Source organism: Zwartia hollandica (genome assembly GCF_019923725.1).
GTDB lineage: Bacteria > Pseudomonadota > Gammaproteobacteria > Burkholderiales > Burkholderiaceae_B > Zwartia > Zwartia hollandica.
The window spans coordinates 587410-612588 of the sequence record NZ_JAHXRI010000006.1; the positions used below are offsets into that span (position 1 = coordinate 587410).

General features: G+C 55.5%; 24 protein-coding genes, 1 pseudogene and 1 riboswitch. Of the genes and pseudogenes, 8 read left to right on the top strand and 17 right to left on the bottom strand.

The genetic code is table 11. The annotated features are described in order from the left end of the window. Positions 1 to 223 precede the first annotated feature (223 nt). The 3 genes from xerC to dapF are packed head-to-tail and all read right to left on the bottom strand — an operon-like array spanning position 224 to position 2836. The gene (gene xerC / locus KZZ10_RS06120; protein WP_259660605.1) at positions 224 to 1189 is read right to left on the bottom strand and encodes a tyrosine recombinase XerC; all 966 of its coding nucleotides are present in this window, start codon (positions 1187 to 1189) and stop codon (positions 224 to 226) included. A gap of 5 nt (positions 1190 to 1194) precedes the next feature. Further along, positions 1195 to 1899 carry a DUF484 family protein gene (locus KZZ10_RS06125; RefSeq protein WP_259660606.1) on the bottom strand — a complete coding sequence of 235 codons (705 nt, stop codon included), beginning with the start codon at positions 1897 to 1899 and terminating at the stop codon, positions 1195 to 1197. A 28-nt stretch (positions 1900 to 1927) separates the two neighbouring features. After that, entirely contained in the window at positions 1928 to 2836 is a 909-nt protein-coding gene (gene dapF, locus KZZ10_RS06130) for a diaminopimelate epimerase (RefSeq protein WP_259660607.1), read from the bottom strand. Between the two features lie 296 nt (positions 2837 to 3132). Here dapF and metK point away from each other — a divergent pair, with 296 nt between their 5' ends. Together metK and KZZ10_RS06140 are read left to right on the top strand one after the other, a co-directional pair. Beyond that, positions 3133 to 4299, top strand: a complete 1167-nt coding sequence (gene metK / locus KZZ10_RS06135) for a methionine adenosyltransferase (protein WP_259660608.1) — start codon at positions 3133 to 3135, stop codon at positions 4297 to 4299. Further along, positions 4299 to 4490: a DUF1289 domain-containing protein gene (locus KZZ10_RS06140; RefSeq protein ID WP_259660609.1), complete on the top strand. Its 192-nt coding sequence runs from the start codon at positions 4299 to 4301 to the stop codon at positions 4488 to 4490. The genes metK and KZZ10_RS06140 overlap by 1 nt, the downstream gene beginning before the upstream one ends. Before the next feature lie 41 nt (positions 4491 to 4531). Here KZZ10_RS06140 and KZZ10_RS06145 read toward each other — a convergent pair whose 3' ends face one another. Further along, positions 4532 to 5440 carry an NAD(P)-dependent oxidoreductase gene (locus KZZ10_RS06145; RefSeq protein WP_259660610.1) on the bottom strand — a complete coding sequence of 303 codons (909 nt, stop codon included), beginning with the start codon at positions 5438 to 5440 and terminating at the stop codon, positions 4532 to 4534. A 104-nt stretch (positions 5441 to 5544) separates the two neighbouring features. Then, positions 5545 to 5937 (bottom strand): annotated as a pseudogene (locus tag KZZ10_RS06150) (carboxymuconolactone decarboxylase family protein); the annotation flags it as partial. 200 nt (positions 5938 to 6137) lie between these two features. On the opposite strand from KZZ10_RS06150, the gene KZZ10_RS06155 reads away from it, so the two are divergent. The 4 genes from KZZ10_RS06155 (at position 6138) to metF (ending at position 9895) form a co-directional block, all read left to right on the top strand. After that, entirely contained in the window at positions 6138 to 6935 is a 798-nt protein-coding gene (locus KZZ10_RS06155) for an N-acyl homoserine lactonase family protein (RefSeq protein ID WP_259660611.1), read from the top strand. Between the two features lie 92 nt (positions 6936 to 7027). Further along, positions 7028 to 7139, top strand: a riboswitch (S-adenosyl-L-homocysteine riboswitch). A gap of 84 nt (positions 7140 to 7223) precedes the next feature. Further along, complete coding sequence (gene ahcY, locus KZZ10_RS06160; RefSeq protein ID WP_259660612.1) at positions 7224 to 8639, top strand: adenosylhomocysteinase; 1416 nt, start codon at positions 7224 to 7226, stop codon at positions 8637 to 8639. 75 nt (positions 8640 to 8714) lie between these two features. Then, on the top strand, positions 8715 to 9053 hold the full coding sequence (locus KZZ10_RS06165) for a phage holin family protein (RefSeq protein WP_259661011.1): 339 nt from the start codon (positions 8715 to 8717) through the stop codon (positions 9051 to 9053). Further along, the gene (metF, locus tag KZZ10_RS06170; RefSeq protein ID WP_259660613.1) at positions 9050 to 9895 is read left to right on the top strand and encodes a methylenetetrahydrofolate reductase [NAD(P)H]; all 846 of its coding nucleotides are present in this window, start codon (positions 9050 to 9052) and stop codon (positions 9893 to 9895) included. Before KZZ10_RS06165 ends, metF begins: the two co-directional genes overlap by 4 nt. A 101-nt stretch (positions 9896 to 9996) precedes the next feature. On the opposite strand, the gene KZZ10_RS06175 is transcribed toward metF, so the two are convergent. Together KZZ10_RS06175 and KZZ10_RS06180 are read right to left on the bottom strand one after the other, a co-directional pair. Then, positions 9997 to 10986, bottom strand: a complete 990-nt coding sequence (locus KZZ10_RS06175; protein WP_375372540.1) for a tripartite tricarboxylate transporter substrate-binding protein — start codon at positions 10984 to 10986, stop codon at positions 9997 to 9999. 101 nt (positions 10987 to 11087) lie between these two features. Beyond that, positions 11088 to 11690, bottom strand: coding sequence for a 5-formyltetrahydrofolate cyclo-ligase (locus tag KZZ10_RS06180; protein WP_259660614.1), 603 nt, complete (start codon positions 11688 to 11690; stop codon positions 11088 to 11090). A gap of 68 nt (positions 11691 to 11758) precedes the next feature. Between KZZ10_RS06180 and KZZ10_RS06185 the strand changes: the two genes are divergently transcribed. Together KZZ10_RS06185 and KZZ10_RS06190 are read left to right on the top strand one after the other, a co-directional pair. Next, complete coding sequence (locus KZZ10_RS06185) at positions 11759 to 13897, top strand: lytic transglycosylase domain-containing protein (protein ID WP_259660615.1); 2139 nt, start codon at positions 11759 to 11761, stop codon at positions 13895 to 13897. Next, positions 13894 to 14982 (top strand): tRNA nucleotidyltransferase/poly(A) polymerase-related protein, encoded by a 1089-nt coding sequence (locus KZZ10_RS06190; protein ID WP_259660616.1) that lies wholly within the window; start codon positions 13894 to 13896, stop codon positions 14980 to 14982. The genes KZZ10_RS06185 and KZZ10_RS06190 overlap by 4 nt, the downstream gene beginning before the upstream one ends. Positions 14983 to 15006: 24 nt before the next feature. Here KZZ10_RS06190 and KZZ10_RS06195 read toward each other — a convergent pair whose 3' ends face one another. The 10 genes from KZZ10_RS06195 to rpe form a co-directional block, all read right to left on the bottom strand. Beyond that, positions 15007 to 16188 carry a class I SAM-dependent methyltransferase gene (locus KZZ10_RS06195; RefSeq protein WP_259661013.1) on the bottom strand — a complete coding sequence of 394 codons (1182 nt, stop codon included), beginning with the start codon at positions 16186 to 16188 and terminating at the stop codon, positions 15007 to 15009. Between the two features lie 76 nt (positions 16189 to 16264). Beyond that, positions 16265 to 18076 (bottom strand): DEAD/DEAH box helicase, encoded by a 1812-nt coding sequence (locus tag KZZ10_RS06200; RefSeq protein ID WP_259660617.1) that lies wholly within the window; start codon positions 18074 to 18076, stop codon positions 16265 to 16267. A gap of 316 nt (positions 18077 to 18392) precedes the next feature. After that, positions 18393 to 19130 carry a uracil-DNA glycosylase gene (locus tag KZZ10_RS06205; protein ID WP_259660618.1) on the bottom strand — a complete coding sequence of 246 codons (738 nt, stop codon included), beginning with the start codon at positions 19128 to 19130 and terminating at the stop codon, positions 18393 to 18395. Then, entirely contained in the window at positions 19123 to 19575 is a 453-nt protein-coding gene (locus KZZ10_RS06210; protein ID WP_259660619.1) for an HIT family protein, read from the bottom strand. The genes KZZ10_RS06205 and KZZ10_RS06210 overlap by 8 nt, the downstream gene beginning before the upstream one ends. A 19-nt stretch (positions 19576 to 19594) precedes the next feature. After that, positions 19595 to 20383, bottom strand: coding sequence for an indole-3-glycerol phosphate synthase TrpC (trpC, locus tag KZZ10_RS06215; RefSeq protein WP_259660620.1), 789 nt, complete (start codon positions 20381 to 20383; stop codon positions 19595 to 19597). After that, positions 20380 to 21408, bottom strand: coding sequence for an anthranilate phosphoribosyltransferase (gene trpD, locus KZZ10_RS06220; protein WP_259660621.1), 1029 nt, complete (start codon positions 21406 to 21408; stop codon positions 20380 to 20382). Before trpD ends, trpC begins: the two co-directional genes overlap by 4 nt. A gap of 2 nt (positions 21409 to 21410) precedes the next feature. Next, complete coding sequence (locus KZZ10_RS06225) at positions 21411 to 21995, bottom strand: anthranilate synthase component II (protein ID WP_259660622.1); 585 nt, start codon at positions 21993 to 21995, stop codon at positions 21411 to 21413. Positions 21996 to 22016: 21 nt separating this feature from the next. Next, a complete protein-coding gene (gene trpE, locus KZZ10_RS06230) occupies positions 22017 to 23555 on the bottom strand; it encodes an anthranilate synthase component I (protein ID WP_259660623.1) in 1539 nt (512 codons plus the stop codon). Positions 23556 to 23769: 214 nt separating this feature from the next. Next, the gene (locus tag KZZ10_RS06235) at positions 23770 to 24468 is read right to left on the bottom strand and encodes a phosphoglycolate phosphatase (protein WP_259660624.1); all 699 of its coding nucleotides are present in this window, start codon (positions 24466 to 24468) and stop codon (positions 23770 to 23772) included. After that, positions 24465 to 25166, bottom strand: a complete 702-nt coding sequence (rpe, locus tag KZZ10_RS06240; protein WP_259660625.1) for a ribulose-phosphate 3-epimerase — start codon at positions 25164 to 25166, stop codon at positions 24465 to 24467. The genes KZZ10_RS06235 and rpe overlap by 4 nt, the downstream gene beginning before the upstream one ends. Positions 25167 to 25179: the final 13 nt, after the last annotated feature.

Consider the following 25179-nt stretch of genomic DNA (forward strand, 5'->3'; position numbering starts at 1 on the left):
ACCGGACCATGCCTAGACTGAAAGGCAAGGCGGGATTACAGCACAGCCCACGACAAGGGGCAAACATTCTGGAATGGGGGTTTGTACGCGTACTTTGTCAAATTACTTAGTAAAAATACCTGATGAGTTCAGCTTAGCAGATACAAATTTCAATACCCTGACAAATGGGGGTGATTTCAGGGATTTCAATAGGAAAGTTTATTTTAGCAAAATAAACTTTGACTTAGCTTTTGCGACCTGCGCGTGGATGTGCAGAATCATAAGCGCGTGCCAGATGCTGAAAATCCAGTCTTGTATAGAGCTGGGTAGTGGAAATATTGGCGTGGCCAAGCATTTCTTGTACGGCACGCAAATCTTGGGCGGACTGCAAGACATGGCTGGCGAAGCTATGACGCAAAACGTGTGGGTGTACGTGGGTGGGCAAGCCTGCCACAAGCGCCAAGCGGGTGAGCTGGGATTGCACGACGCGTGGGCTAATGCGTCGTCCTCGGGCGCCTAGAAACAACGCTGTGGCATCGGTCTCGGGCGCTTGCGTGAGCGCCAGCGCTGGCCGGGCCTCTAGCCATTGCACCAGACTTGTTCGAGCCTGGGCGCCGATGGGGACCGAGCGGCGCTTGCCACCTTTGCCCAGCACGTGCACCTCTTGTTCGGCCAGGTCAATCCAGCCGGCGGAGGTGTATTCCTTGGCTTGGGTGTATTGCAGATCCAGACTCACCAGCTCACTGAGCCGCAGTCCACTCGAATAAAAGAGCTCAAACATGGCGCGATCGCGCAGCCCGACCGGATCCGTGCGCGTGGTCAACACCGTTGCGTCCAGTAGAGCTTGTGTTTGATCGACAGACAAGGCTTTGGGCAAACTGCGTTTGATCTTTGGCGCACGGACGTCGGCCGCGGGGTTCGCAGGCATCTTGGCTTGCGGTGCCCACCATTTGAAAAATCCGCGCCAGGCGGCCAGCATACGCGCGAGGCTTCGTGCGCTGTGCCCTTGCGCGTGCAGGCGCCCTAAATAGTGACGAATATTGCCATTGACGATTTGCTCAAGAGGCTTGCCCTCGTGAAGCCTGACGAGCTGTTGCAGGTCGCGACGATAGGCCTCTAGCGTGTGAACTGAATAGCGCCGGTTGCGCTCCAGGTGTGTAAGCCACAGAACGGTGCTTTCAGGCAGTAGCGGCTCGTTGGCCTCGGTCATTGTTTTTAAGCGCGGGTGTTAAGCGTTGGGATATCGGGGCTGCCTGAACCGTCAGCGCTGCTCAAGCGAGTGAGTGCTGCACTGGCTAGGATTCCTACCGTCTGCAAAAAGGCACGACCCATGTCTGGCGCAAAGCGCTCGGCATCGTCCGAGCCCAGCACAAGCAGCCCAAACGCGGGCGCATTTGGCGCAGGGCGCAGAGCTAGCACCGCAAATGAGGCCGGCGGAGTTCTGAGCCAGCTCGCGGCAGTTAGTTTGGTGTCGCTACCGCAATAAGGGGTGGTGAGTGCGTTGGCGTAGTCACGTACTTCATCTGATACGGCCTCGCCAATGCCTTCCTCGGGAAGGTCCAGGTCCCACAGACGCATACCGACTTCTTGCAAATTGAACTGTTCGCTCAAACCTTGCGCAACTTGCTCGGGTACTTGCGCGCCGATGGGCTCGGCCAGCATGCGCACGCACCAGCGGTTGAGCTTGTCGGTTGTTAATTCATTTAGCGCTGCATTGCGTACGAGCTCGGCGAGGCGAAACTCAAAGTCCTTCAGGCGTTCGCGAAGGGTCAAAATTTGACGTTCGCCGAGCGAAATCGCGCGCGCTTGGTGGGGATGCGGGACCTCGATCGTTGAGAACAGCTCGGCGTGTTGCACAAAGAACTCTGGGTGCTCTTGCAGAAAGCGTGCAACATTCTGTGCGGTTAGCGAATCAGTCATGGCTACCTACTCGTTAAAAATGCGTGAACTAAATACCCGCTGGGATCGAGGCCACCAAACGGTCGATATCAATACTGCTAGAAAAAACAGTCGTGGTGGGACCCGTCATGCGCAGCGCGCTGCCGTCCCACTCAATCGTGAGCCAGCCACCTCGTGCACGCAAGCGTACGGGCGAGTCGAGCAGCCCGCGTCGAATCCCGGCAGCGACTGCTGCGCAGGCGCCGGTGCCGCACGCAAGTGTTTCGCCTGCCCCGCGTTCATACACGCGCAAGTAAGCGGTGTGCCGATCAACGATTTGCAGAAAACCAGCATTCACGCGACGTGCAAAGCGCGGATGGGACTCAATTAAGGGGCCGACTTGTGCAACGGGGGCGCGATCGACGTCGGTGACCACTTGCACGGCATGCGGATTGGAGATCGCCACAGCTGAAAGCCAAACGAGCTGTTCTGTCCCGTTCACTTGCAGCGGCAGGCCATAAAGTGTGTCTGTCCCTTCAGTGCGTGTCGCGAGCCCGGTCACATCAAAGGGCAGATCTTCTGGTGCAAAGCGGGTTTGCCCCATGTCTACCACCACATCACCGTTGGGCAAGGCCTCAAGCGTGATGAGGCCTGTAGCGATTTCAGCGCGCAACGGATTGCGGGAGGAGAGCTTTTGTTCGTGTACGAATTTAACGAAACAGCGAGCGCCATTGCCGCAGTGTTCGACTTCGCCACCATCTGCATTAAAAATCCGGTAGCGAAAATCCGCCTCGGGGTGCAGTGGGGTATCGACCAGCAGGATCTGGTCGCAACCGATGCCGAATTGCCGGTGAGCGAGCGCCCGTGCACGGTCGGGGGTCATGTCAATGGACTGACGCACCCCGTCGAGCATGACAAAATCATTGCCCAAGCCGTGCATTTTTGTGAAGTTCCAAATCATGGAAGCATTATCCCCCATTTACCCCACAGGGAGCAGGTCTACATGGTTGTTACCTGAAGGTGTAAGGGTATATGCAGACGTAATTACAACAATTGATTAATTTCGCATAAAATACCGACAGTCGCTGAGTTAACCGACAACTTGCGGAGCGACTACGCTGGGCCTAAGCCGATGTGCTGGGCCGGCATAAAAATAATTCCGCTAAAGCGTCGCGCCCATTCCAGCGTCTCTCAGCGTCTTTGACAGGTGAAGGTACGGGGTGCAACGCACCTCCTTAACCTACCCCTCTGGTATATCCAGAAAAGGACGTGAGTATGTCTAAAACTAGCGATTATCTCTTTACCTCTGAATCGGTTTCTGAAGGCCATCCAGACAAGGTCGCTGACCAAGTCTCCGATGCCATTCTGGACGCGATCTTCACCCAAGACCCCAACGCCCGTGTCGCCGCTGAAACGCTGTGTAACACTGGTTTGGTCGTGTTGGCCGGTGAAATCACCACCTCGGCAAACGTCGACTACATCCAAGTCGCACGTGACACCATCAAGCGCATCGGCTACGACAATACCGACTACGGTATCGACTACAAAGGCTGCGCGGTGCTGGTTGCCTATGACAAACAGTCTCCTGACATTGCGCAGGGTGTCGATCGTTCGTCCGAAGACTATTTGAACCAGGGCGCTGGCGACCAGGGTCTGATGTTCGGTTACGCGTGTAACGAAACTCCTGACTTGATGCCTGCCCCAATCTGGTACGCGCACCGTTTGGTCCAGCGCCAGAGCGAACTGCGTAAAGATGGTCGTCTGCCTTGGCTGCGTCCAGACGCGAAGTCACAAGTGACCTTCCGTTATGTCGATGGCAAGCCCGTCGAAGTAGACACCGTCGTGCTGTCGACCCAGCATGCTCCTGAGATCTCGCAGACAGCGATTCATGAGGCTGTGATCGAAGACATCATTCGTCCAAGCTTCCCAGCGGGTCTTTTGACGGCAAAAACCAAGTTCCTGATCAACCCGACTGGTCGCTTTGTGATCGGCGGACCACAGGGCGACTGCGGTTTGACGGGTCGCAAGATCATTGTTGATACCTACGGTGGCGCATGCCGTCACGGTGGCGGTGCGTTCTCGGGCAAGGATCCTTCAAAGGTTGACCGCTCGGCTGCTTATGCAGCACGTTATGTTGCTAAGAACATCGTGGCTGCCGGCTTGGCCAGCAAGTGCGAAGTGCAGGTGAGCTACGCGATTGGCGTGGCAGAACCGATCAACATCACGGTTAACACCGATGGTACGGGCGTGGTTTCTGACGAGCAGTTGTCCAAGTTGGTGCGCGAGCATTTCGACTTGCGTCCAAAAGGCATCGTCAACATGCTTAACCTTTTGCGTCCGATCTACAGCAAGACAGCCGCGTACGGGCACTTCGGCCGCAACGAGCCTGAGTTTAGCTGGGAAGCGACTGACAAAGCCGCAGCACTTAAGAAGGCCGTTTAATGGCGGATACGAGCACGCCCGACTCGCCTTGCGTTGCGGTGTGCTCGACCTTGTTTGATGACATCTGTCGCGGCTGCGGACGCACCGTGATGGAAGTCTCAAACTGGGTGTTCATGGACGATGCTGAAAAAAAAGCCGTCTGGGTGCGCATCCGTGCGGAAGGCTACCCAAGACGGCCTGATAATTCATAAAAATAGCGCTTAGGGTGCAGTGCACGCCAAGCGCAATTTTTTTACTTCTTCTCTGACAGCGTGTCGCCCGCCAGGGTCTCGGTGAGTTTGGCGATTGCGGTGTGGTCCTGACCTGGTCCCAACATGGCGGCGCACGAGGCCCACATTTCACGGCACATGGCAGAGAAAGGTGTCGGGGTGTTGGTGTCGCGTCCGATACCAAGCGCGATACTCAAGTCCTTGACCATCAGGTCCAGTCCGAAGCCAGCGTTGTACTGGCCCGACAACACAAACTGCTTGAATTTCTTCTGTGTGGAGTTATTCATTCCCGTTGAAGAGTTCAAGACGTCGACCATCGCTGACGGATCCAGACCAAAGCGTTTGCCAATCATCAGTGCTTCCACACCGATCAAGAAACCGCCGGCTGACACCAGATTATTCAACGCTTTCATGGCGTGTGCAGAGCCTACATCACCGGTGCGGGTGATTGAGGTGCCCATACAGGACAACACCGGGCGGATACGCTCAAGAATAGCTTCGCTGCCACCAAACATGATGGCGAGTTCGCCGGTCTTGGCACGGGGTACTCCACCCGACACCGGGGCGTCGACCATGTGCGCACCAGCAGCCGCGACTTGCTCGGCCAAGGTGCGAGTAATGGTCGGTACGCCTGAACTCATCTCGACCACGACCGCATTTTTGCGTAGTCCAGCGAGGACGCCTTCAGGACCTTCTAATACGGCCTGCACGATCGCGCTAGTAGGAAGAATCGTAATGATGATGTCCGAGGCAGTAGCGAGCGCGCGATTAGAAGCCGCAACCGTACCCCCGATTTCTTTGGCAAATGCTTTGGCACGTTCAGCCGAGGCGTCGACGATTTGCAGAGGGTAGCCAGCCTTTTGCAGTAAGGCAGCCATGGGCCACCCCATACTGCCTACGCCGACAAAGCCGATGGTGGGTTTGGCGCTCATTTCTTGACAGCCTTTTTAGCAGCTGGCTTCTTGGCAACGGCTTTCTTTGCGGTCACTTTTTTAGCAGCAGGTTTTTTGGCAGCAGATTTCTTTGCAGCTTTTGTGTATGCACCTTCCTCTTCCAACACTTGGTTAGCGGCTTTGAAAGCGTCTAGACCTGCGGGGATGCCACAGTAAACCGTTGCGTGCAGCAATACTTCTTTGATTTCTTCGACTGTCACGCCGTTAGCTAGCGCACCTTTGACGTGCAGTTTGATTTCGGCCGAGCGGTTCAACGCGGTGAGCATCGCGAGGTTAAGCATGCTGCGTGTCTTGCGGCTCAGACCGTCACGGGTCCAGGCGTAGCCCCAGCACCATTCGGTGGTGATGTGCTGAAACGCCATCGTGAAGTCGTTTGCTTTGGCGATTGAGCCGTCGACATAGTCTGGGCCGAGAACGGCGCGGCGAACGGCCAGGCCATCTTTAAAAAGTTTTGCGGTTTCGGATTTTGCAGACATGTGATGCTCCAGGATGATTAAGTTGAAAATGCTTGATTAAGTGTAAGCGCGTAATCGTATGGCCTCGATTGTCTGCGCTCGGCCGAACCGGTGTCAAGCGCGTTGTCTGCTAATCTTCTTGACACTACGTGTGCGCCGAATCCAAAATCAAACTGCAATGCAAGCACGAGCGTAACGACAAGATACAAAACGGAGACGTCATGACACTGCCCCAATACGAGATTTTTGCTCTGCGCTACGGCACCATGGCCAAGCGTTCACGTCGTGAAAATTTCATTACGCAGGATCCGCATGACGAACCCATGCCGATGGATTATTTTGTGTGGGTGGTACGCAACGCCGAGCGCACAATCTTGGTGGACACGGGCTTCAGTGCACGCCAGGCGAAGGAAAGAGGCCGTACGTTGCTGCGTTGTCCGATCGAATCCCTCTCGCTTTTAGGTATCGCGCCGGGAGACATTCAGGATGTGGTGCTGACCCATTTGCATTACGACCATGCGGGCAATATTGATCTGTTGCCCAATGCGAGGTTTCACGTTCAGGACGGGGAGGTGGACTATGCCTGTGGCCGCCATATGTGTCACGGCTTGTTCCGCCACGCGTACGACGTGGAAGATGTGGTTTCCCTGATCCGACGTTTGTATGCCAATCGTGTGGTGTTTCATGATGGTCGCGAAGAGCTTGCGCCGGGCATCGAACTGATCAAAATAGGCGGGCATACCAAAGGCCTGCAGTCTTTGCGAGTGCACACGGCACGCGGCTGGGTGGTGCTGGCCTCCGATGCGAGCCACTACTACGACAACATGGAAAAGCCGTCGCCTTTTCCGATTGTGTTTCATATTGGAGAGATGCTGGCGGGTTACGACACCTTGCGTGCGGCCGCTGCTTCGCCCCATCACATTATTCCGGGTCACGATCCGCAGGTGCGTGAGCGCTACCCTTTCCATGGCAATCCGGCTGACGATATCGTGGCCTTGCATCTGCCTCCCAAGGCTTAATCGCTTAAATACCTGAGGGTCTTTCGCAGGCGCTACCCAGCAGCAGGTGGGTAAACCCTGCAAAAGGCCCTTAAACGGGCTACAATCACATTGCTTTTGAGGAGCGTTGCGACGGAACGGTGTTTGTTGTCCCGATTTTCCGCCAGGCTCAAAAGCTTCCACGTTACCGTCGGCATACCCCGACCTTAACGGCGCTCACCCAATCCTGTCTTTGCAGCGTTTGTGGTGGTGCCGTATCAATACAGCCCCTTTGACGTTGCAGGCAGGCCTACCGGAGCCTACTTAGCCATGAACGTTATTAAAGAAAAATTTGCTGATTACATCGTCGCCGACATCGGTCTTGCCGATTTTGGTCGTCGCGAAATCCAGATCGCTGAAACTGAAATGCCTGGCCTGATGGCCACTCGCGAAGAATTCGCAAAAACAAAACCACTCAAAGGTGCCCGCATCACAGGCAGCCTGCACATGACCATTCAAACGGCTGTGCTGATCGAAACGCTGCAAACACTGGGTGCTGAAGTACGTTGGGCGTCGTGCAACATTTTTTCGACCCAAGACCATGCTGCGGCCGCAATCGCTGCAACAGGCACACCAGTTTTTGCTAAAAAAGGCGAGAGCTTGGTTGAGTATTGGGAATACACCCATAAGATTTTCGAATGGCCAGGCGACAAGCAAGCCAACATGATCTTGGACGATGGTGGCGATGCCACATTGTTGCTGCATCTGGGCACCAAAGCGGAATCTGACCTTTCCGTCTTGAACAACCCTGGCTCTGAAGAAGAAGTCGTTTTGTTTGCCGCGATCAAGGCACAAATAAAGAAAGATCCAAAGTGGTACTCCACGCGTTTGGCTCAAATCAAGGGCGTTACCGAAGAGACAACGACAGGCGTGCTGCGTTTGTATCAAATGTCCAAAAAGGGCGAGCTTGCCTTTGCAGCAATCAACGTCAACGACTCAGTCACCAAGTCGAAGTTCGATAACTTGTACGGCTGCCGCGAGTCCTTGGTTGATGCAATTAAGCGTGCAACCGATGTGATGATTGCAGGCAAGATTGCGGTTGTGGCCGGTTACGGCGACGTGGGTAAGGGTTCGGCTCAGGCGCTGGCTGCTTTGCGTGCACAAGTTTGGGTCACAGAAATCGATCCAATCTGCGCGCTGCAAGCTGCGATGGAAGGCTTCAAAGTCGTCACTATGGAAGAAGCAGCTGACAAGGCTGATATTTTCGTGACGGCAACGGGCAACTACAACGTGATCACACGTGCGCACATGGACCGCATGAAAGATCAGGCCATCGTTTGCAACATCGGTCACTTCGATAACGAAATTGATGTTGTCGGTATTGAGAATCTTCAGTGGGAAGAGATCAAGCCACAGGTTGATCACGTGATCTTCCCTGACGGTAAGCGCATCATCTTGTTGGCAAAGGGCCGTTTGGTGAACTTGGGCTGCGGCACGGGTCACCCATCGTTCGTGATGTCGTCCTCGTTTACCAACCAGACGATTGCACAGATCGAATTGTTCAGCCGCAACGACCAGTACAAGTCGGGACAGGTTTATGTGTTGCCTAAGCACCTCGACGAGAAAGTTGCGCGTTTGCACCTCAAGAAGATTGGTGCCAGCTTGACCACACTGACCCCGCAGCAAGCGGCCTACATCAGTGTCAAGACAGAAGGCCCATTCAAGGGTGATGCATACCGCTATTGATGTTTAGTAGTTCGCGCGTACGTGTCGGATTGTCCGGCATGCACGCGCAAGCAGTGCTCAACGGAGATAGAAATGATGACATTATTGTTAGTCTGGATATTGAACGCTGTTGCACTGCTTGTGGTCGCTTACGTATTGCCAGGTATCGTTGTCGCAAGTTTTGGTTCTGCCATGTTGGCCGCGCTAGTGCTGGGCTTGATCAACATGTTGGTCAAGCCAGTTTTGATCCTATTGACGCTGCCAATCACCGTCGTCACCCTTGGGTTGTTTTTGCTGGTCTTAAACGCACTCATGTTCTGGATGGCGGGCTCTATGCTGAAAGGGTTTCAAGTCAACGGCTTCTGGTGGGCGGTCGGCGGCGCAATTCTCTATAGCCTGATTTCAGGTTTCTTGTCTAATTTGATCAATCAATGAGCAATCAACATAGCCAGGCATTTAGCCTGGAGTTTTTTCCGCCTCGCGACGCTGCTGCCCAGCAAAGGCTCGTCGAGGGCGCAAAGCAGATGCTGGTGATACAGCCGCACTACGTCAGCGTGACCTTCGGAGCTGGCGGGTCGACACGCGAAGGCACGCTCGATACCGTGCGTACGATGCGCGATTTAGGCTGTGACGCTGCGCCGCATTTGTCGTGTATTGGTGCGTCGCATGACGATTTGCGCGCGTTGTTGCAGCGTTATCGTCAAGAAGGCGTTAAGCGCATCGTCGCGTTGCGTGGTGATATGCCCTCTGGTATGGGTGCTGATGCAGCGGGTGCCTTGCGCCATGCAAACGATCTGGTTGAATTTATTCGTAAAGAGACCGGCGACTGGTTTCACATTGAAGTGGCTGCCTACCCAGAGATGCATCCGCAGGCAGCGAGCCCAGAACAAGACTTGATGCATTTCGTGCGCAAAGTGCGTGCCGGTGCAGACAGCGCGATTACTCAGTATTTTTTCAACGCTGATGCGTATTTTGATTTCGTCGATCGTGTTCAGGCCAAAGGTATTGATATCCCGATCGTGCCAGGCATCATGCCGATTACCAATTACACACAATTAATGCGCTTCTCGGACATGTGCGGCGCAGAGGTACCTCGCTGGATTCGCTTGCGCTTAGCTGAAATGGGTGATGACAAGGAGTCGATTCGCGCGTTTGGTGCGGATGTTGTGACGGACCTCTGTGAGACCTTGCTCGACAACGGTGTGCCAGGTTTGCATTTTTACACGCTTAACAACGCCGAGGCGACCTTGGCGATCTGGCGCGGCTTGCAAGGATAGTAGGGCAGCGCAGTCTATAAAAAAAGGGAGTCTCGTTGAGAGACTCCCTTTTTTACGACTGTGTACTCCGGCGGCCGATTAGGCCAACCTGCTTACAAAACTTAGTCAGCGTACTGACCTGCTGCCTTAAGCAATGGCGCCCACTTGGCGATCTCATCCTTGACCCAGGCTTGCAACGCTTCAGGCGTTTGCTTGGCTTCAGGGACGATCACTGCACCGAGGTCGCCCGCTTTAGCAATCACGGCTGGATCCTTTAATGCGGCCTTGAGTGCTTGGTTCAAACGTGCGGCGACAGGCGCTGGGATGTTCTTTGGTCCATAGACCCCATGCCAAACTACGATTTCAAAATCCTTGAGGCCACCTTCACGCAGGGTCGGGGTGTCTGGCAGGTAGGATAGACGCTCGGCAGAGGTCACGCCGTAAAGTTTGACCGTTTTAGCTTTGATTTGCGCAAGAGTCTGTGTGGTCTGGTCGCACAAGACGTCCAATTGACCGCCCACGAGCGCAATCATCGCTGGACCGGTTCCTGAGTAAGGGATGGCCGTAAAGCCGACACCTAATGCTTGTTGCAAGAGGGTGCCACAAAGTTGTGATACAGCGCCCAAGCCTGCGTTTGCCAGGTTGATTTTATTACCCTGTGCTTTTGCATAAGCAATAAACTCGGCCATGTTGTTGGGTGGTAGATCTTTACGGCCCAGCAGCGTCATGGGAACGTCAGCAACCAGACCCACATAGGTGAAGTCAGTTAATGCATTGAATGGCAGTTTGCGGTAGAGCGTTGGTGCAGTTGCCATCCCATTGTGATGGATGAGCAATGTGTAGCCATCAGCGGGCGCCTTGGCAACGAAAGCCGAGGCGATCGTGCCACCAGCACCCGCGCGGTTTTCAATCACAACCGTTTGGCCGAGTTCTTTAGTCATGGACGCGGCAAGTGTGCGCGCCAGAATGTCCGTTGGACCGCCTGCGGCAAACGGCACGACCAGCGTGACTGGCTTGGTCGGGAAGGTTTGTGCCATCGATGAGCCAGCGAAGGCCGCCGAGAGCAAGCCAGCAGCAAGCATCAGACCGCGTAGCGTTTTAGAAAAGTTCATGTAGTACTCCGATCAGTGAAGGACAAAATCGTTGGGAACCACCGTAGCAGTCGCAGAGGCTGATTTTAACTTGATCCAGTCAATGTGCGGCGAAATTGCCCCTACAGCGGTGCTTTCGGTACCCAGCCCGTCGGGGTAGCAACCGCATCGAGTACAAAATCATGGGCCGCAGCCTGAAACCCAGTATCTTCAGGGATGCGGGCCTCGTTCCAGGCGATTCCAAGAGTCACAAGGTAGCGGTTATCTTCGCTAAGTTTGGCGAGGGTCCGGTCGTAATACCCACCCCCATAGCCTAGACGTTCAGCCTGAGGACTGAATCCAAGTGTCGGAACCAGCACGACGTCGGGAGCGATTGGCCCGGTGCGCGCGGGCTCAAACACCCCAAAGGCGCCCTGACTCAGAGAGTCGCTGGGCAGCCAGCGATGAAACTCCAGCGGGACCCCCGGGGCAGAGACTGCGGGAAGGGCAACATGAGCACCTTGCTCGTGCAGCCAAGTCAGCAAGGGACGGATATCCGGCTCATCGGCCAGAGGCCAAAATCCGGCGACGACTCTGCCTCGTAGCGTGGGTTCACCACGCTGGCTGAACCAGCTTCGTACTTGTGCACAAAGCAAGTTGCTGTGTCGTTGACGCTGATCAATTGGAATCGCGTTACGAAGGTCGCGAAGGCGCATCCTGAGCGTGTCTGCGTTATTCTTCAACATATAGGAGCGTTGACCGCCAAATGTGTATTGAGAAACGGATTATGACTGTGCACGCAAGATACCAGAATATGAGGGCTGTTGTCTCATTCGCGTTAGGGTGTTTCTTGGTTGCTCCGCAAGTGCAGGCGCAGCCTGCTGCGCCTGCTGCTTCAACGACTGAGCAGTTTATTTTAAAAGCGGACGGAACCTTGGCGCCCGTAACAGCGCCGAACGCGGCGCCTCGTGTCGTTGCCCCAGTCTCTGCACCTGAGGGGGCAAAGCCGAGCGCTAACGCGAATGCCAACAGGGTAGCTAGCACCCCGCCTGCTTCAAACGCGGGAACGATTGCGGACCCAGAGTCCACGTCGGCCGCACAAGCGGTCGCCGCAGCTCGCCAAGCACTCAACAGCAAACAGTTTGCGCAGCTTGCTAGTTTTATACCGAAGGCGCGCGGTGATATCTTGGCGATTTACCCCGAGTATTGGACCATGCGGACTAAGGTGTGGTCCTATAACGCAGTCGGTGCTCGCGAGGAGATCGAGGGCTTTCTGGACAAGCACAAAGGTTCGTATCTCGCGGATCGTTTACGCGCGGACTGGATTTTGGCTGCTGCACGTCAGGGCGACTTTGGGACCGTTCGCGACCTTGGCTCAGTGCGACAGGGCAGCAATAACTTGTCCTGTGCACAGCTTGAGGCCAGCCACATGACGGGGCGGCGCGCCACCGTACTTGAGGCGACAAAAGTGTTTGCCCCTGCGCCAGCCTGTTGGAAATTATTTGATCAGCTTGTGGCAGATCGTGTGCTGAGCAGCGAAGACTTGCTTCCCTACTTGCAGGACGCGGTCGAAGACAATAAAACAACAGATGCACGAAAATTCGCCGCCTACATTTTTGAGCCTGCTGACCTGAGTGCCTACGACGCGATGATGGCTGCGCCCGCTAAGTGGCTGTCGTCGCAAACGGGCTCTGTATCTGGGATGCGGGCTGAAGTGGTCGCGCTGGGTCTTGCGCGTTTAGCGCGGACTGATCTGAATGCTGCTGTTGCCGCGACTCAAGGTACTTGGAGGTCGCGTTTACCCAAGAAAAATCTGCAGTGGGCTTACGGTCAGCTCGGCTTGTGGGGGATGATGCGTCTTGATCCGAATGCAATCGATTGGTACAAGGAGTCGGGTGGGGTGCGACTGTCTGTCCATAACGAAGCTTGGCGTGTGCGCGCTGCGTTACGTCAGCCAAAGATTGACTGGGCGTGGGTGATCCGCCATATCGATCAAATGAGTGCGGTCCAGAAAGCAGACTCGACCTGGGTCTATTGGAGAGCGCGTGGGCTGGTTGCAACAGGTAAAAAAGACGAGGCACAAAAAGCCTATGCTTCGATTGCGACGGAATATAGTTTTTACGGCCAGCTCGCCGCGGAAGAGCTAGGCAAGAGCATCGCGGTCCCGGATCGTCCCGCACCAGTAACCGCGCAGGAACTCAAGGAGGCGCGTTCCAACCCAGGACTGCGTCGAGCAGTCACGCTGTTTAAGCGCGGCTGGCGTACGGATGCCGTGCCAGAGTGGAATTTCACGTTGATTGGGATGACGGATCGCCAACTGCTTGCTGCAGCAGAGCTTGCAAGACAAGAACATATTTATGATCGTGTCGTGGTGACCTCCGGACGTACTAAAAAAGAGATCGATTTCACGCAACGTTTTGTCGCGCCGTTTGAGTCACGCGTCAGCGAGCAGGCGCGTGCTGTCGATGTTGATCCTGCCTGGGTCTATGGTTTGATTCGGCAGGAATCGCTATTCATCATGGATGCGCGCTCTCATGTGGGAGCCTCGGGGTTGATGCAGTTGATGCCTGCGACTGCCCGCTGGATGGCTGGCAAAATCGGTATGAAGGATTTCACCCCGAGTAAGGTTAACGATTTTGACACCAACACTAAGCTTGGTACCAGTTACTTGAGTATGGTGCAGTCTGATTTAGGGGGATCGCAAGTGCTGGCAAGCGCCGGCTACAACGCAGGCCCTGGTCGTCCAATGTTGTGGCGTTCACGCTTAAGCGGACCGGTTGAGGGAGCCATTTTTGCTGAGACGATTCCGTTTAACGAAACACGTGACTATGTAAAAAAAGTGATGTCGAACGCGACCTATTACGCCGCGTTGTTCAGTGGTCAACCTCAATCGCTCAAGCAGCGTTTGGGACAGATCGAGCCTCAACCTTACGCACGCAGCCCGTTGCCGTGAGCGCGGACCCCGTCGTCGTTGGCTTGCAGGCTTATGTCGTCGGCGGCGCTGTACGCGATGCCTTGCTCGGTCTGCCACATGGAGATCGGGATTGGGTTGTAGTGGGTGCAACACCCGAAGAGATGGTGAAGCGGGGGTTCATTCCTGTCGGAGGCGACTTTCCAGTTTTTTTACATCCCCAAACAAAAGAAGAATATGCGCTTGCCAGAACGGAGCGTAAGTCTGGCCGTGGTTACAAAGGCTTCACGTTTTATACCGGCGTGGATGTCACGATCGAGGAAGATCTTCGTCGCCGTGATTTGACTGTGAACGCGATCGCACAGACCACGACAGGCGCGTTGATTGATCCCTTAAACGGTCAGGCGGATTTACAAGCACGTGTGTTTCGGCATGTCGGCGAGGCTTTTAAAGAGGACCCAGTTCGTATTTTGCGACTCGCCCGCTTTGCTGCGCGCTTTGTGGATTTCACTGTTGCACCCGAAACAATGGCGCTTTGTCGGGCGATGGTGGCCGAGGGTGAAGTGGATGCGTTAGTGCCCGAGCGTGTTTGGCAGGAGCTCTCGCGTGGATTGATGTGTGCGCAGCCTTCGCGCATGGTGCAGGTATTGGACGATGCGGGAGTGTTGCCCAGAGTGCTGCCGCAGTGGCAGTCAAGTGAGCAGGTCCTTGCAGCGATCGATAGTTCAATGGCGCATACGCTGCCGCTCGATGCGCGCTATGCCGTATTTTGCTTGAGTACGGAGGATCGTGCCGGTCTGTCGCGACAGTTACGTGCGCCGGGAGATTGCGCGGACATGGCGCGTCTTCTGCCGGTCGTGCTTGGGGCGTGTCAGGTCCAGCAGAGTGCAGAGTCTGTCTTGAGCCTTTTTGAGATTTGCGATGCGCTGCGTAAGCCCGAGCGCTTGCGTGCTTTGTTGCGTACTGCCACCGTCGTGGCTGATTTAAATATCGCGCAATGGGAAGCGCGCTTGACATGCGTCCTGGGTGTGGATGCAGGAAAGGCTGCACAACAGGCAAACCAACCTTCAGAGATCAAAGCGGCTGTGCGTCAGGCGAGACTCGGCGCGTTAGCGCGAGTGATCTGAAACGTTGTCCCTCAAGATCAGCGCCTAAAGTGATCCGCGTCGATCGCCACGGACGAAGCCAATTAACGGATCGACGACTCCACGTCCAAGGGCGATGACTTTAAATAGCTCGCCCATTTCCGCTTCAGAAATCAGTTTTTGTACGGCCCCGTTGGTTTGGGCCCGTAACTGTTCGGACTCGGGTGCGTAGGCAGCGAGAATGTCAGCTAAGCCGGCATTCAATAGAAAACGCGCCTGGGAGGTATAGCCCAGCACGTCGAGCCCTGCGGTCTGTGCAGCGTGCGCAACGGCGGTGAAGTCCACGTGCGCAGTGATGTCCTGCAGGCCAGGAGCAAGAAAGACATCATCGTGTGCCCGGTGCTGGATGTGACACATCAACGTGCCCCGGTGTCGCTGCGGGTGGTAGTACTCGTGACGCGGAAAACCATAGTCGATCAAGAGTGCTGCACCTCGCGTCAACCATGCGCCTAGATTGTTGATCCAGGCTTCGGCTTGTAGATTGATCTCCGAGCGGTAGTCCGGCAAAGCGGGCATCCGGTTTTGCATGACATGCGTAAGAGTGTCGGATGCAGGACGGTCTTCAAACATAAAGTCTTGCGCTAGACTCTCTGACGCCGCACTCCCGGACGCGGTATTCCTTGATGCTGTCGACTTCACGCCGCGAAGCTGTAAGGCACCTTCTTCGGTCCAGCGAAATACCTCGACGGGCATGGCATCTAGCACTTCATTAGCAACCACGCAGCCTGCAAAGTGTTCGGGAGCGCGCTCGAGCCATTGCACGCGAGTACCCCAGCGAGAAAGCCGCTCTTGTTGTCTGTGTTTGAGGTCTGCCGACACTTCAAGAATGAAGTAGTCAACGATAAGGCCCTGTGCGTCAAGTGCTTCGAGGATGTCTTGCGCTAGCGCACCGCTGCCTGCCCCGAATTCGAGTACGTGCGCAGTGTTGGTTTGCTTCAATACCTCAGCGATTTGTCTGGTGAGTGTCTGACCAAATAACGGAGTGAGTTGGGGTGCGGTAACAAAATCGCCACTTAAGTGCGTTGTAGCATTTGCTTGGCTGTCTGCGAGTTTGGTGTTGCCCGCTGCGTAATAGCCTAAGCCTGGCGCATACAGCACATGGTGCATCCATTCGCTAAACGGTATCCAGCCACCTGCTTTGGCGATCTGTTGATGCAAAAAAGCGCTGACGCGCTGGCTGTGGGCCATCGCATCAGCGCTTACCGAAATGGATGGTTCGGTTTGCACTGCTGATCGTCTTTAAAGCGTTGTTTAGCGCGCCGCTTTAACGGCGACCGCCGTCAAAGTTAAAGCCGCGGCGTGCACCGGCTGCGGCACGTGGTGCGCCTGGGCGCGGTGCGCCAGAGCGTGCTGGACCGTCGCCGCGAGGAGCGAAGGTTTTGCCACTAGGTGCAGCGGCGCGAGGTGCGAAATCACGCGCTGGGCGCGCTGACTTACCTGCGTAGGCAGGGCGGTCTGATGGGGCGCGATCAGCGCGTGGGCTGGCGTATGGATTGTCGCTACGGGCACGTTCGCTGCTAAAAGGCTTGTCGCCACGCGGCGCGAAGGCAGGCTTGTCACCGCGCGGTGCAAAGTTGCGCTCGCGGTCACCACCGAAAGGACGATCACTGCGTGGGGAGTCACCGCGAGGAGCATCACCACGTGGGGCAAAAGCAGGCTTGTCGCCGCGCGGAGCAAACGCTGGACGATCACCGCGTGGCGCAAAAGTGCGCTCGCGATCACCAAACGGCTTGTCACCGCGAGGTGCGTAGGCTGGCTTGTCACTGCGTGCTGCGAAAGCAGGCTTGTCGCCACGCGGCACAAAAGCACGTGGCTCACGTGGGCTGTAACGGTCGGCGCTACTGCCGAAACGATCGCCGCTTCGGTCGTTGCTCCAGCGGCCACCTTTTTTCCCACCGGCACCACGCGAAGCGCCCTCTGGGCGTGAGCTTGGTGTGCGTTGTGGCTCGAGCCCGGCGATCACGTCTGACTGAATAGTGTATCCAATAAAGTGCTCGATACGACGCACTTTGTGGCGCTCGCTGTGGACAGCTAACGTAAAGGCGGAGCCATCACGTCCTGCACGTCCGGTACGACCAGTGCGGTGAATATAGTCTTCTGGCTGCATGGGCAAGTCGTAGTTAATGACATGACTGATGCCCTGAACGTCGATGCCGCGTGCAGCTACGTCGGTCGCGACTAATACACGTACCCGTCCATCCTGAACTTCAGAAATCGTGCGTGAGCGTTGGCGCTGGTTCATGTCGCCATGCAGTGCCATCACCGAAAAACCTGTGTCGGTAAGGTGCTCGGCCAAGTCATCCGCGCCACGCTTAGTGGCGGTGAAGACAATCGCCTGATCCATTGAGGCATCGCGCAACAAGTGATCGAGCAGGCGGAGTTTGTGACCTGAGTCGTCCGCGTAAAGCAGACTTTGCGTGATGTTTGCATGACGATCGGACTGACCAGCCATTTCAATACGCTGCGGATCGCGCATCATGCGAGCGGCGAGTTTTGCAACGGTGCCGTCAAGCGTGGCCGAGAACAACAGTGTCTGACGCGACTCTGGGCAACGATCGACGATCGTGTTGATATCATCGATAAAGCCCATATCGAGCATGCGATCGGCTTCGTCGAGTACAAGCGTGTGTACGGTAGATAAGTCGACACGTCGTGCTTGCAGGTGATCGAGCAGGCGGCCTGGTGTGGCAACCAGCACATCGACGCGACGTGAAAGTGCTTTGAGCTGTGCGCCGTAGGGCATGCCGCCAACCACAGTGGCTACACGCAGATCGTCGAGGTTGCTGCCGTACATCTCAGTGGCTTCGCTAACTTGCAGAGCGAGTTCACGAGTCGGGGTCAGCACCAGCACTTGTACGCCACGGCCTTTGTTGGCGGGCTTGTGGGCGATACGGTTCAGAGCAGGCAACATGAAGGCAGCAGTCTTGCCGCTACCTGTTTGCGCCGAAACCATCAGATCGGCACCGGCGAGTGCAGCAGGAATTGCCGACATCTGAACGGGCGTAGGCGTGGTGAAACCGGTACGTTCAATGGAAGATAACAAAGCGGGGGCTAGCCCCAACGAATCGAAGGACATGACTTTCCTTTTGGCCAGATAGTGGCCATTTGACGCAGCCCGGATATTGTTTGACCGGCGGTAGTCGGTTGAATCGAGCATCGTGCCGACCGAATCAACCGAACGTCTGGGCTAGAGATCCATCTATCTGGATCACACTTGCTGCCCACGAAAGGAAAGGAGGTCAGGAATCGATGATGTGTGGTCAGTGACCAGTTTTTGCCTGTTACGACTAGAAGTCAGAGGTTGGCAATGCTGTCCGTAGACCGCTGCAAATTTGTGCAGTGCCAGAATACTAACCTATTTTTTAGGGTGGGTAAACCCTTTATTTTAAAATTTATACTCTCCAGTCAATAACTTGCAGATTTTGTTGCGAAAGCCACCTATTTGCCCGCTTGAAATGAGCACATCCTACAAAAGGGACAGGCCCGCGTCTTGCGGATAGGGGTGAGGGGTGGTTGGCACTCAAAATCAGGTGCCTGCCCTGATCTGCAATGAGACTCTGCTTTGCTTGCGCGTGTGCGCCCCACAGCAGGAAGACTTTTGGGGTGCTGTCGCAGGCTACATGCCGAATCAGACAATCTGTGATGGTTTCCCAGCCAAGACGGGAATGCGACGCAGGCTGACCATCTTCGACGGTCAGCGCGGTGTTTAGCAGCAACACACCTTGCTCGGTCCAGCGTGACAAGTCATTGCGTTGCAGATTTGAGGCCAGCGTCAGGATGCTGTTGTCAGTCGGGTAGTCGGACTCGACTTCTGCAAGGATGTTGCGCAGGCTAGGCGGACGCTTAAAGCCGTCCGGAACGGAAAACGCCAAGCCTTGTGCCTGACCGGCACCGTGATACGGGTCTTGTCCGAGAATGACCACTTTCACATCTTGGGGTTGCAAAGCTTGCAGCGCGCGAAAAGGTGCGGCGGGATAAATCACGGCACCTTGCGCGAGTCGCTCGGACAGAAATACTGAAACCTGTTCAAGCGCCTGTCGCACGGGCGCTGCTTGCAGCGCTTCTTGCCACGACGCCCCGAGTGCGCCGACAGCCTTTGAAAGCGATGGGTTGGTAAGTCGGTTATCCAAGGGCCTGTTGCAGCGCTGCGTGATAGGCAGGTATGCGTGTAAGGATGTTTGTCTTGCGTGCTTCAAGTGCGGCTTGTGTGCGCACATCATGCTCGGGCGTTGCGGCCCAAACCGGTGCAGGGAAGTGGAGATCGTCATTCCAGCGTGGGATGATGTGCCAATGCAAATGGGGCACAACGTTGCCGAACGCTGCCAGGTTAATTTTGTCTGGATGCAGAAGCTTGCGCTGAATCGACTCAACTAAGAACACCGCACGCATCAAGGCGCTTTGTTCCTCTGCGTCCAGGTCTGTCATCTCAATCACGTGCTTGGTCCAGACCACACGTGTGAAGCCAGGGTAGGCTGCGTCTGCGGCGTCAATCACGCGAAACTGCGGCCCCTGCCAAAGCAATATTCCACCCGCGGTTTGGCAAAGTGGGCAACCTGCAAGGAGCGCATGTTCCATGACCTTTTACGCTGCTTAGTTAGGTAAACAGTCGTGCAAGTTCAACGCCGGGATCGGGCGCGCGCATGAAGGCCTCGCCCACCAAGAAAGCGTGCACATCGTGTTCACGCATTTTTTTGACATCGGCGGGTTGCAAGATGCCACTCTCGGTGACAACGCGCTTATCTGCGGGAATGCGTGCAAGCAGATCAATGGTTGTCTGCAGCGAGGTTTCAAACGTGCGCAAGTTGCGGTTATTGATACCGAGCAAAGAGGTGTTTAGATCCAAGGCGATTTCAAGCTCTTGTGCGTCGTGCACTTCGACGAGAACGTCCATGCCGAGCTCGAAGGCGCAGGCCTCAAACTCACTCAATTGGGTAGGGGTCAAGGCCGAGACGATGAGCAAAATACAGTCGGCGCCCATCGCGCGTGCAGCGATGATTTGGTAGGGGTCAACCATGAAGTCTTTACGCAGTACGGGTAGCGCGCAGGCTGCGCGCGCCTGGCGCAGATACTCGTCCGCACCTTGAAAAAACTGAACATCGGTTAGGACAGACAAACAGGCCGCACCGTGCGTGGCGTACGACACGGCGATCTCGGCAGGTTGGAAATTCTCGCGCAATATGCCTTTAGAAGGCGATGCCTTTTTCACTTCGGCAATCACACCTGGCCGGCCCGCTTCGATTTTTTGCTCAATCGCTTGGGCAAAGCCACGGATATCTTGGCGCGCTTTAGCGGCTTTGAGTAGTTCTGCCTCGCTCACGCGCGCGCGGTCTGCTGCGACTTCTTGGGCTTTGACGGCAAGGATTTTGTTGAGGATGTCGCTCATGCTGCAAATTTCCGGGTGTGGGCACAAAAGGCTTCGAGCTTGGCGCGTGCGGCACCGCTTGCAATCGTCTCGAAGGCCATATCGACGCCTTGTTTAATTGTAGCGGCGTGGTTGCCGACATAAATCGCCAGACCCGCATTGTAGGCAACGATATCGCGCGCCGTGCCAGGCTTGTTATCCAGCGCCTCAAGCACACAAGCGCGAGATTCTTCTTTGCTGTTGACCCGAATGCCGCGCGTTGACACCATGTTCAAGCCGAAGTCCTCGGGGTGAATCTCGTATTCGCTGATGACGCCATCTTTGAGTTCACCCACTAGGGTGCCTGCACCTAGCGACGCTTCATCTAGACCGTCTTTGCCATGCACGATCATCACGTGACGTGAGCCAAGCAACTGCAGCACACGCACCTGAATGCCCACTAGATCTGGATGAAACACTCCCATCAGTTGGTTAGCTGCGCTCGCGGGGTTGGTCAGTGGTCCAAGAATATTAAAGATCGTGCGCACGCCGAGCTCTTTGCGAATCGGTGCAATGTTTTTCATCGCGCCGTGATGCGCTTGTGCAAACATGAAGCCAATGCCTGTCTGTTCAATACATTCTGCAATCTGCTCTGGCGTTAATGCCAGATTGGCACCGAGTGCCTCGAGCACATCGGCACTGCCAGAAGATGATGAAGCACTGCGACCACCATGCTTTGCAATGGGGACGCCGGCGGCCGCTGCAACAAACATTGCCGTTGTTGAGATATTAAAGGTGTTGCTACCGTCACCACCCGTGCCGCACATGTCGACCATGTCTTGCGGGTTGGAGATCTTTACGGGTGTTGCAAATTCGCGCATCACTTGCGCTGCAGCTGTAATTTCACCAACGGTTTCTTTCTTGACGCGCAAGCCCATGAGGAGTGCCGCTGCGATTGTTGGCGACATTTCGCCACGCATCAGCATGCGCATCAAGTGCAACATTTCGTCGTGAAAAATCTCACGATGTTCGATGCAACGATGTAGCGCTTGACTGGGAGTAATCATGCTTAGGCTCCGTAGTTGGCTGAACCGAGATCAATAAAATTGCGCAACATGGCGTGGCCGTGTTCACTCAAAATCGACTCTGGATGAAACTGAACGCCATAAATTGGCAGCGTTTTATGGCGCACGCCCATGATCTCACCATCGGCTGTCTGCGCGGTGATTGCCAGGCAGTCGGGAATCGTTGCGCGCTCAATCGCGAGCGAGTGGTAGCGAATCACGGTGAAAGGCGAGGGCAGACCCTTGAATACGTCGGAGCCTGTGTGTGTGATCTCAGAGGTTTTGCCGTGCATGATTTGCTGGGCGCGCACAATTTTTCCGCCAAATGCAGCACCAATCGCCTGATGGCCAAGACACACGCCTAATAACGGCACTTTGCCTGCATAACGCTTGATGACATCGATCGAAATCCCAGCTTCCGCAGGCGAGCAAGGTCCGGGCGAAATACAAATATGGTCCGGCCGTAATGCGTCGATTTCCTCAAGCGAGATCTGGTCGTTGCGATGCACGCGAACATCTTGTCCGAGCTCACCAAAATATTGCACTAGGTTGTAGGTGAAGGAATCGTAGTTGTCGATCATCAGCAGCATGTCGGTATCCTGTTTGCCTAATTAGAACGGTTGGTCAAGACCGTTTTGCACTTGTTCTGCAGCGCGCAATACCGCGCGTGCCTTTGCTTCGGTTTCGAGCCACTCCATTTCTGGGTCCGAATCGGCCACGATGCCGGCCGCCGCTTGCACGTACAGCATGCCGTCTTTGATGATTCCGGTACGGATCGCGATTGCGACATCCATTTCGCCGCCATAGCTTAGGTATCCTGCTGCACCACCGTAGATGCCGCGACGCACGGGTTCGAGTTCATCAATCATTTGCATGGCACGCACTTTTGGTGCGCCGGTTAAGGTCCCCGCTGGGAACGAGGCGCGCAATACATCCATATTGCTCATGCCAGGCTCAAGAGTGCCTGTGACATTTGATACTAGGTGCATCACGTGGGAATAGCGCTCAATCACCATCGTGTCTGTCACTTCGACTGAACCGATTTTGGCCACACGACCAACATCATTGCGCGCGAGGTCAATCAACATCACGTGCTCGGCGCGCTCTTTCGGATCGGCCAGCAGTTCCGCAGCGAGTGCGGCATCTTCTTCCGGCGTACCGCCACGCTTGCGTGTGCCCGCCAGAGGACGAATCGTGATGCAGGTTTCGGGTGCCTGACCCATAGGCGCGCCCTCGGGTAAGGGGATTGCCTCTTGGCGCACCAGAATTTCGGGAGATGCACCCACCACTTGGAAGTCACCGAAGTTCCAGAAGTACATGTAGGGCGATGGGTTTAGCGAGCGCAGTGCTCGATACAGCGACAACGGCGAGTCACTGAAAGGCTTGGTGATCACCTGACCCACTTGCACCTGCATGAGATCGCCTGCAGCGATGTACTCTTTGGCACGACGTACGGCGGCCAAGTAGTCTGCTTTGGCAAAGCTGCGTTGCTCTTTTGTTGCCACGCTTGAGTGGCTATAAGGGATTTCTACCGGTTTGCGTAACCGGATGCGCAAGTCTTTCAGACGTTGTTGCGCTCGATTGAAGGCTTCTGGCTCTGACGGATCGGCGTAGACCATCAGGTAAATACGGCCAGCCAAGTTGTCGACAATGACGAGCTCGTCGGTTTGTAGCAACAAAATATCAGGTGGGCCTTCACCCATTCCCGCCGGGTATGGTTTTGCGGCTGGACCTAGTTTTGGTTCAATATGTCGAACAGTGTCGTAGCCGAAGTATCCGGCCAGTCCACCCGCAAACCTGGGCATGCCAGGACGCAAGGCCACTTTAAAGCGTGCCTGGTAGTCCGAGATGAAGCGTAAGGGGTCGCCCTCGTAAGTTTCAACGACCTTGTCATCACGCAAGACGGTCGTCGTCGTACCGCGCGCTTGAATCACGTTGCGCGCGGGCAGGCCGATGAATGAGTACCGACCGAAACGTTCGCCACCCACAACGGACTCGAGCAAGCATGAGTTTTTGCCGTTCTGCGGCCCGCTGTGCGCAAGCTTCAGGTAGATGCCAAGGGGCGTGTCAAGATCCGCGTAGGTCTCTGCAACCAACGGGATGCGGTTATAGCCTTGTGCCGCGAGGGCTTTGAATTCGAGTTCAGTCATCTGTTTAGGCGGTTCTCGCAGTTAGCAGACCGGGGTAAGCAATAAAAAAAGCCCGGCCATGGTTGGACGGGCTTGGTTTGTACTGTTGGCTGTTCGCTTATCGCGATTAAGCCGGACTTTGACGCACCGTCACCCGGAACACAAACGCCACCAACGCCACGAGGCGACAGGTACGGAAGTGGTGCGAAATGACAAGGACATATTTAATCTCTGTTTACCGTGCAGCGACCCAGCGAGCCGCATGTTCAATGGAATCTACTATAGCATCGACATCTAGCGAATGCACGCTCTTGCCCTCGTTGTACCCATAAGGTACCGCTAGAAAAGTGCAGCCTGCAGCGCGGGCTGACAGGGCGTCATTCACGGAATCTCCCACGGCAACAGTCCGACTCGGCGAGCTTTTGAGTAAATTGCAGGCGTGCAGCATTGGGGCTGGGTGGGGTTTGCGCTCTGCCAGCGTGTCGCCGCAAACAATCGCTTGCATGTATTTTGCCAAGCCGGTGCGCTCAAGCAGCGGGACCGCAAACTCAGCATTCTTGTTGGTGACAACGGCCATGCGTAAACCCATTGCCTGGAGGCACTCCAGGCCTGGGCGAACCCCTTCAAAAATAATCGCTTGATCGCCATTGATGCGGTGGTAGTTGGCCGTATACGACACTTTGGCCTGCTTGAAGAGCTCTTCCGTGGGCGTTTGCCCGCCCTGAACGCTTGTGAGGACCCGCCGAATGAGATTGTCCGAGCCCTTGCCAATATAGGTGGCGATTTCCGCTTGCGAGATAGCAGCAAACTTTAAATCGGCGAGCATGGCGTTGACTGCAACCGTAAAGTCAGGGATCGTATCCATTAAGGTGCCGTCTAGGTCCAGCAGCACGGCATCAAAAGCTAAGGAGGCGGAGGTGTTCGTGGAGCTCATTGGTCAGCTAGGGCAATTTGTGCGCGCATCGCGTTGATAACGGTTTGATAGTCGGGCTGCCCAAAAATTGCTGAGCCTGCGACGAAGGTATCGGCGCCAGCCGCGCGAATAGCTCGAATGTTGTCAGTCTTGACCCCACCATCGACCTCAAGAGCAATGGTTTGCCCGCCCGCCTGGATGTGTGCATCGATCAACTGACGTGCAGCCCGCAGCTTCGACAGCGTTTCGGGGATAAAGCTTTGGCCGCCAAAACCTGGGTTCACCGACATCAGCAGAATAATGTCGACTTTGTGCATGACATGCGACAACCAGTCGAGGGGTGTAGCGGGATTAAATACGAGGCCCGCCTTACAGCCCTGATCGCGGATCAAAGCTAAGCTGCGGTCCACATGGCGGGAGGCCTCGGGGTGAAACGTAATGACGTTGGCACCTGCTTTGGCGAACATCGGAATCAGGCTGTCAACGGGCTCAACCATCAGGTGCACGTCAATTGGTACGTCCACGTGGGGGCGAATTGCCTCACAAACCATAGGGCCAATCGTCAAATTGGGAACGTAATGGTTGTCCATCACGTCAAAATGGATCCAGTCAGCCCCTGCGGCGACAACATTTCTGACTTCTTCACCCAGTCGGGCGAAGTCAGCAGATAAAATACTGGGAGCGATGCGGGCTGTCGGCAAGGCGGTTGTTTCTGGCATGATGTGCGAACAC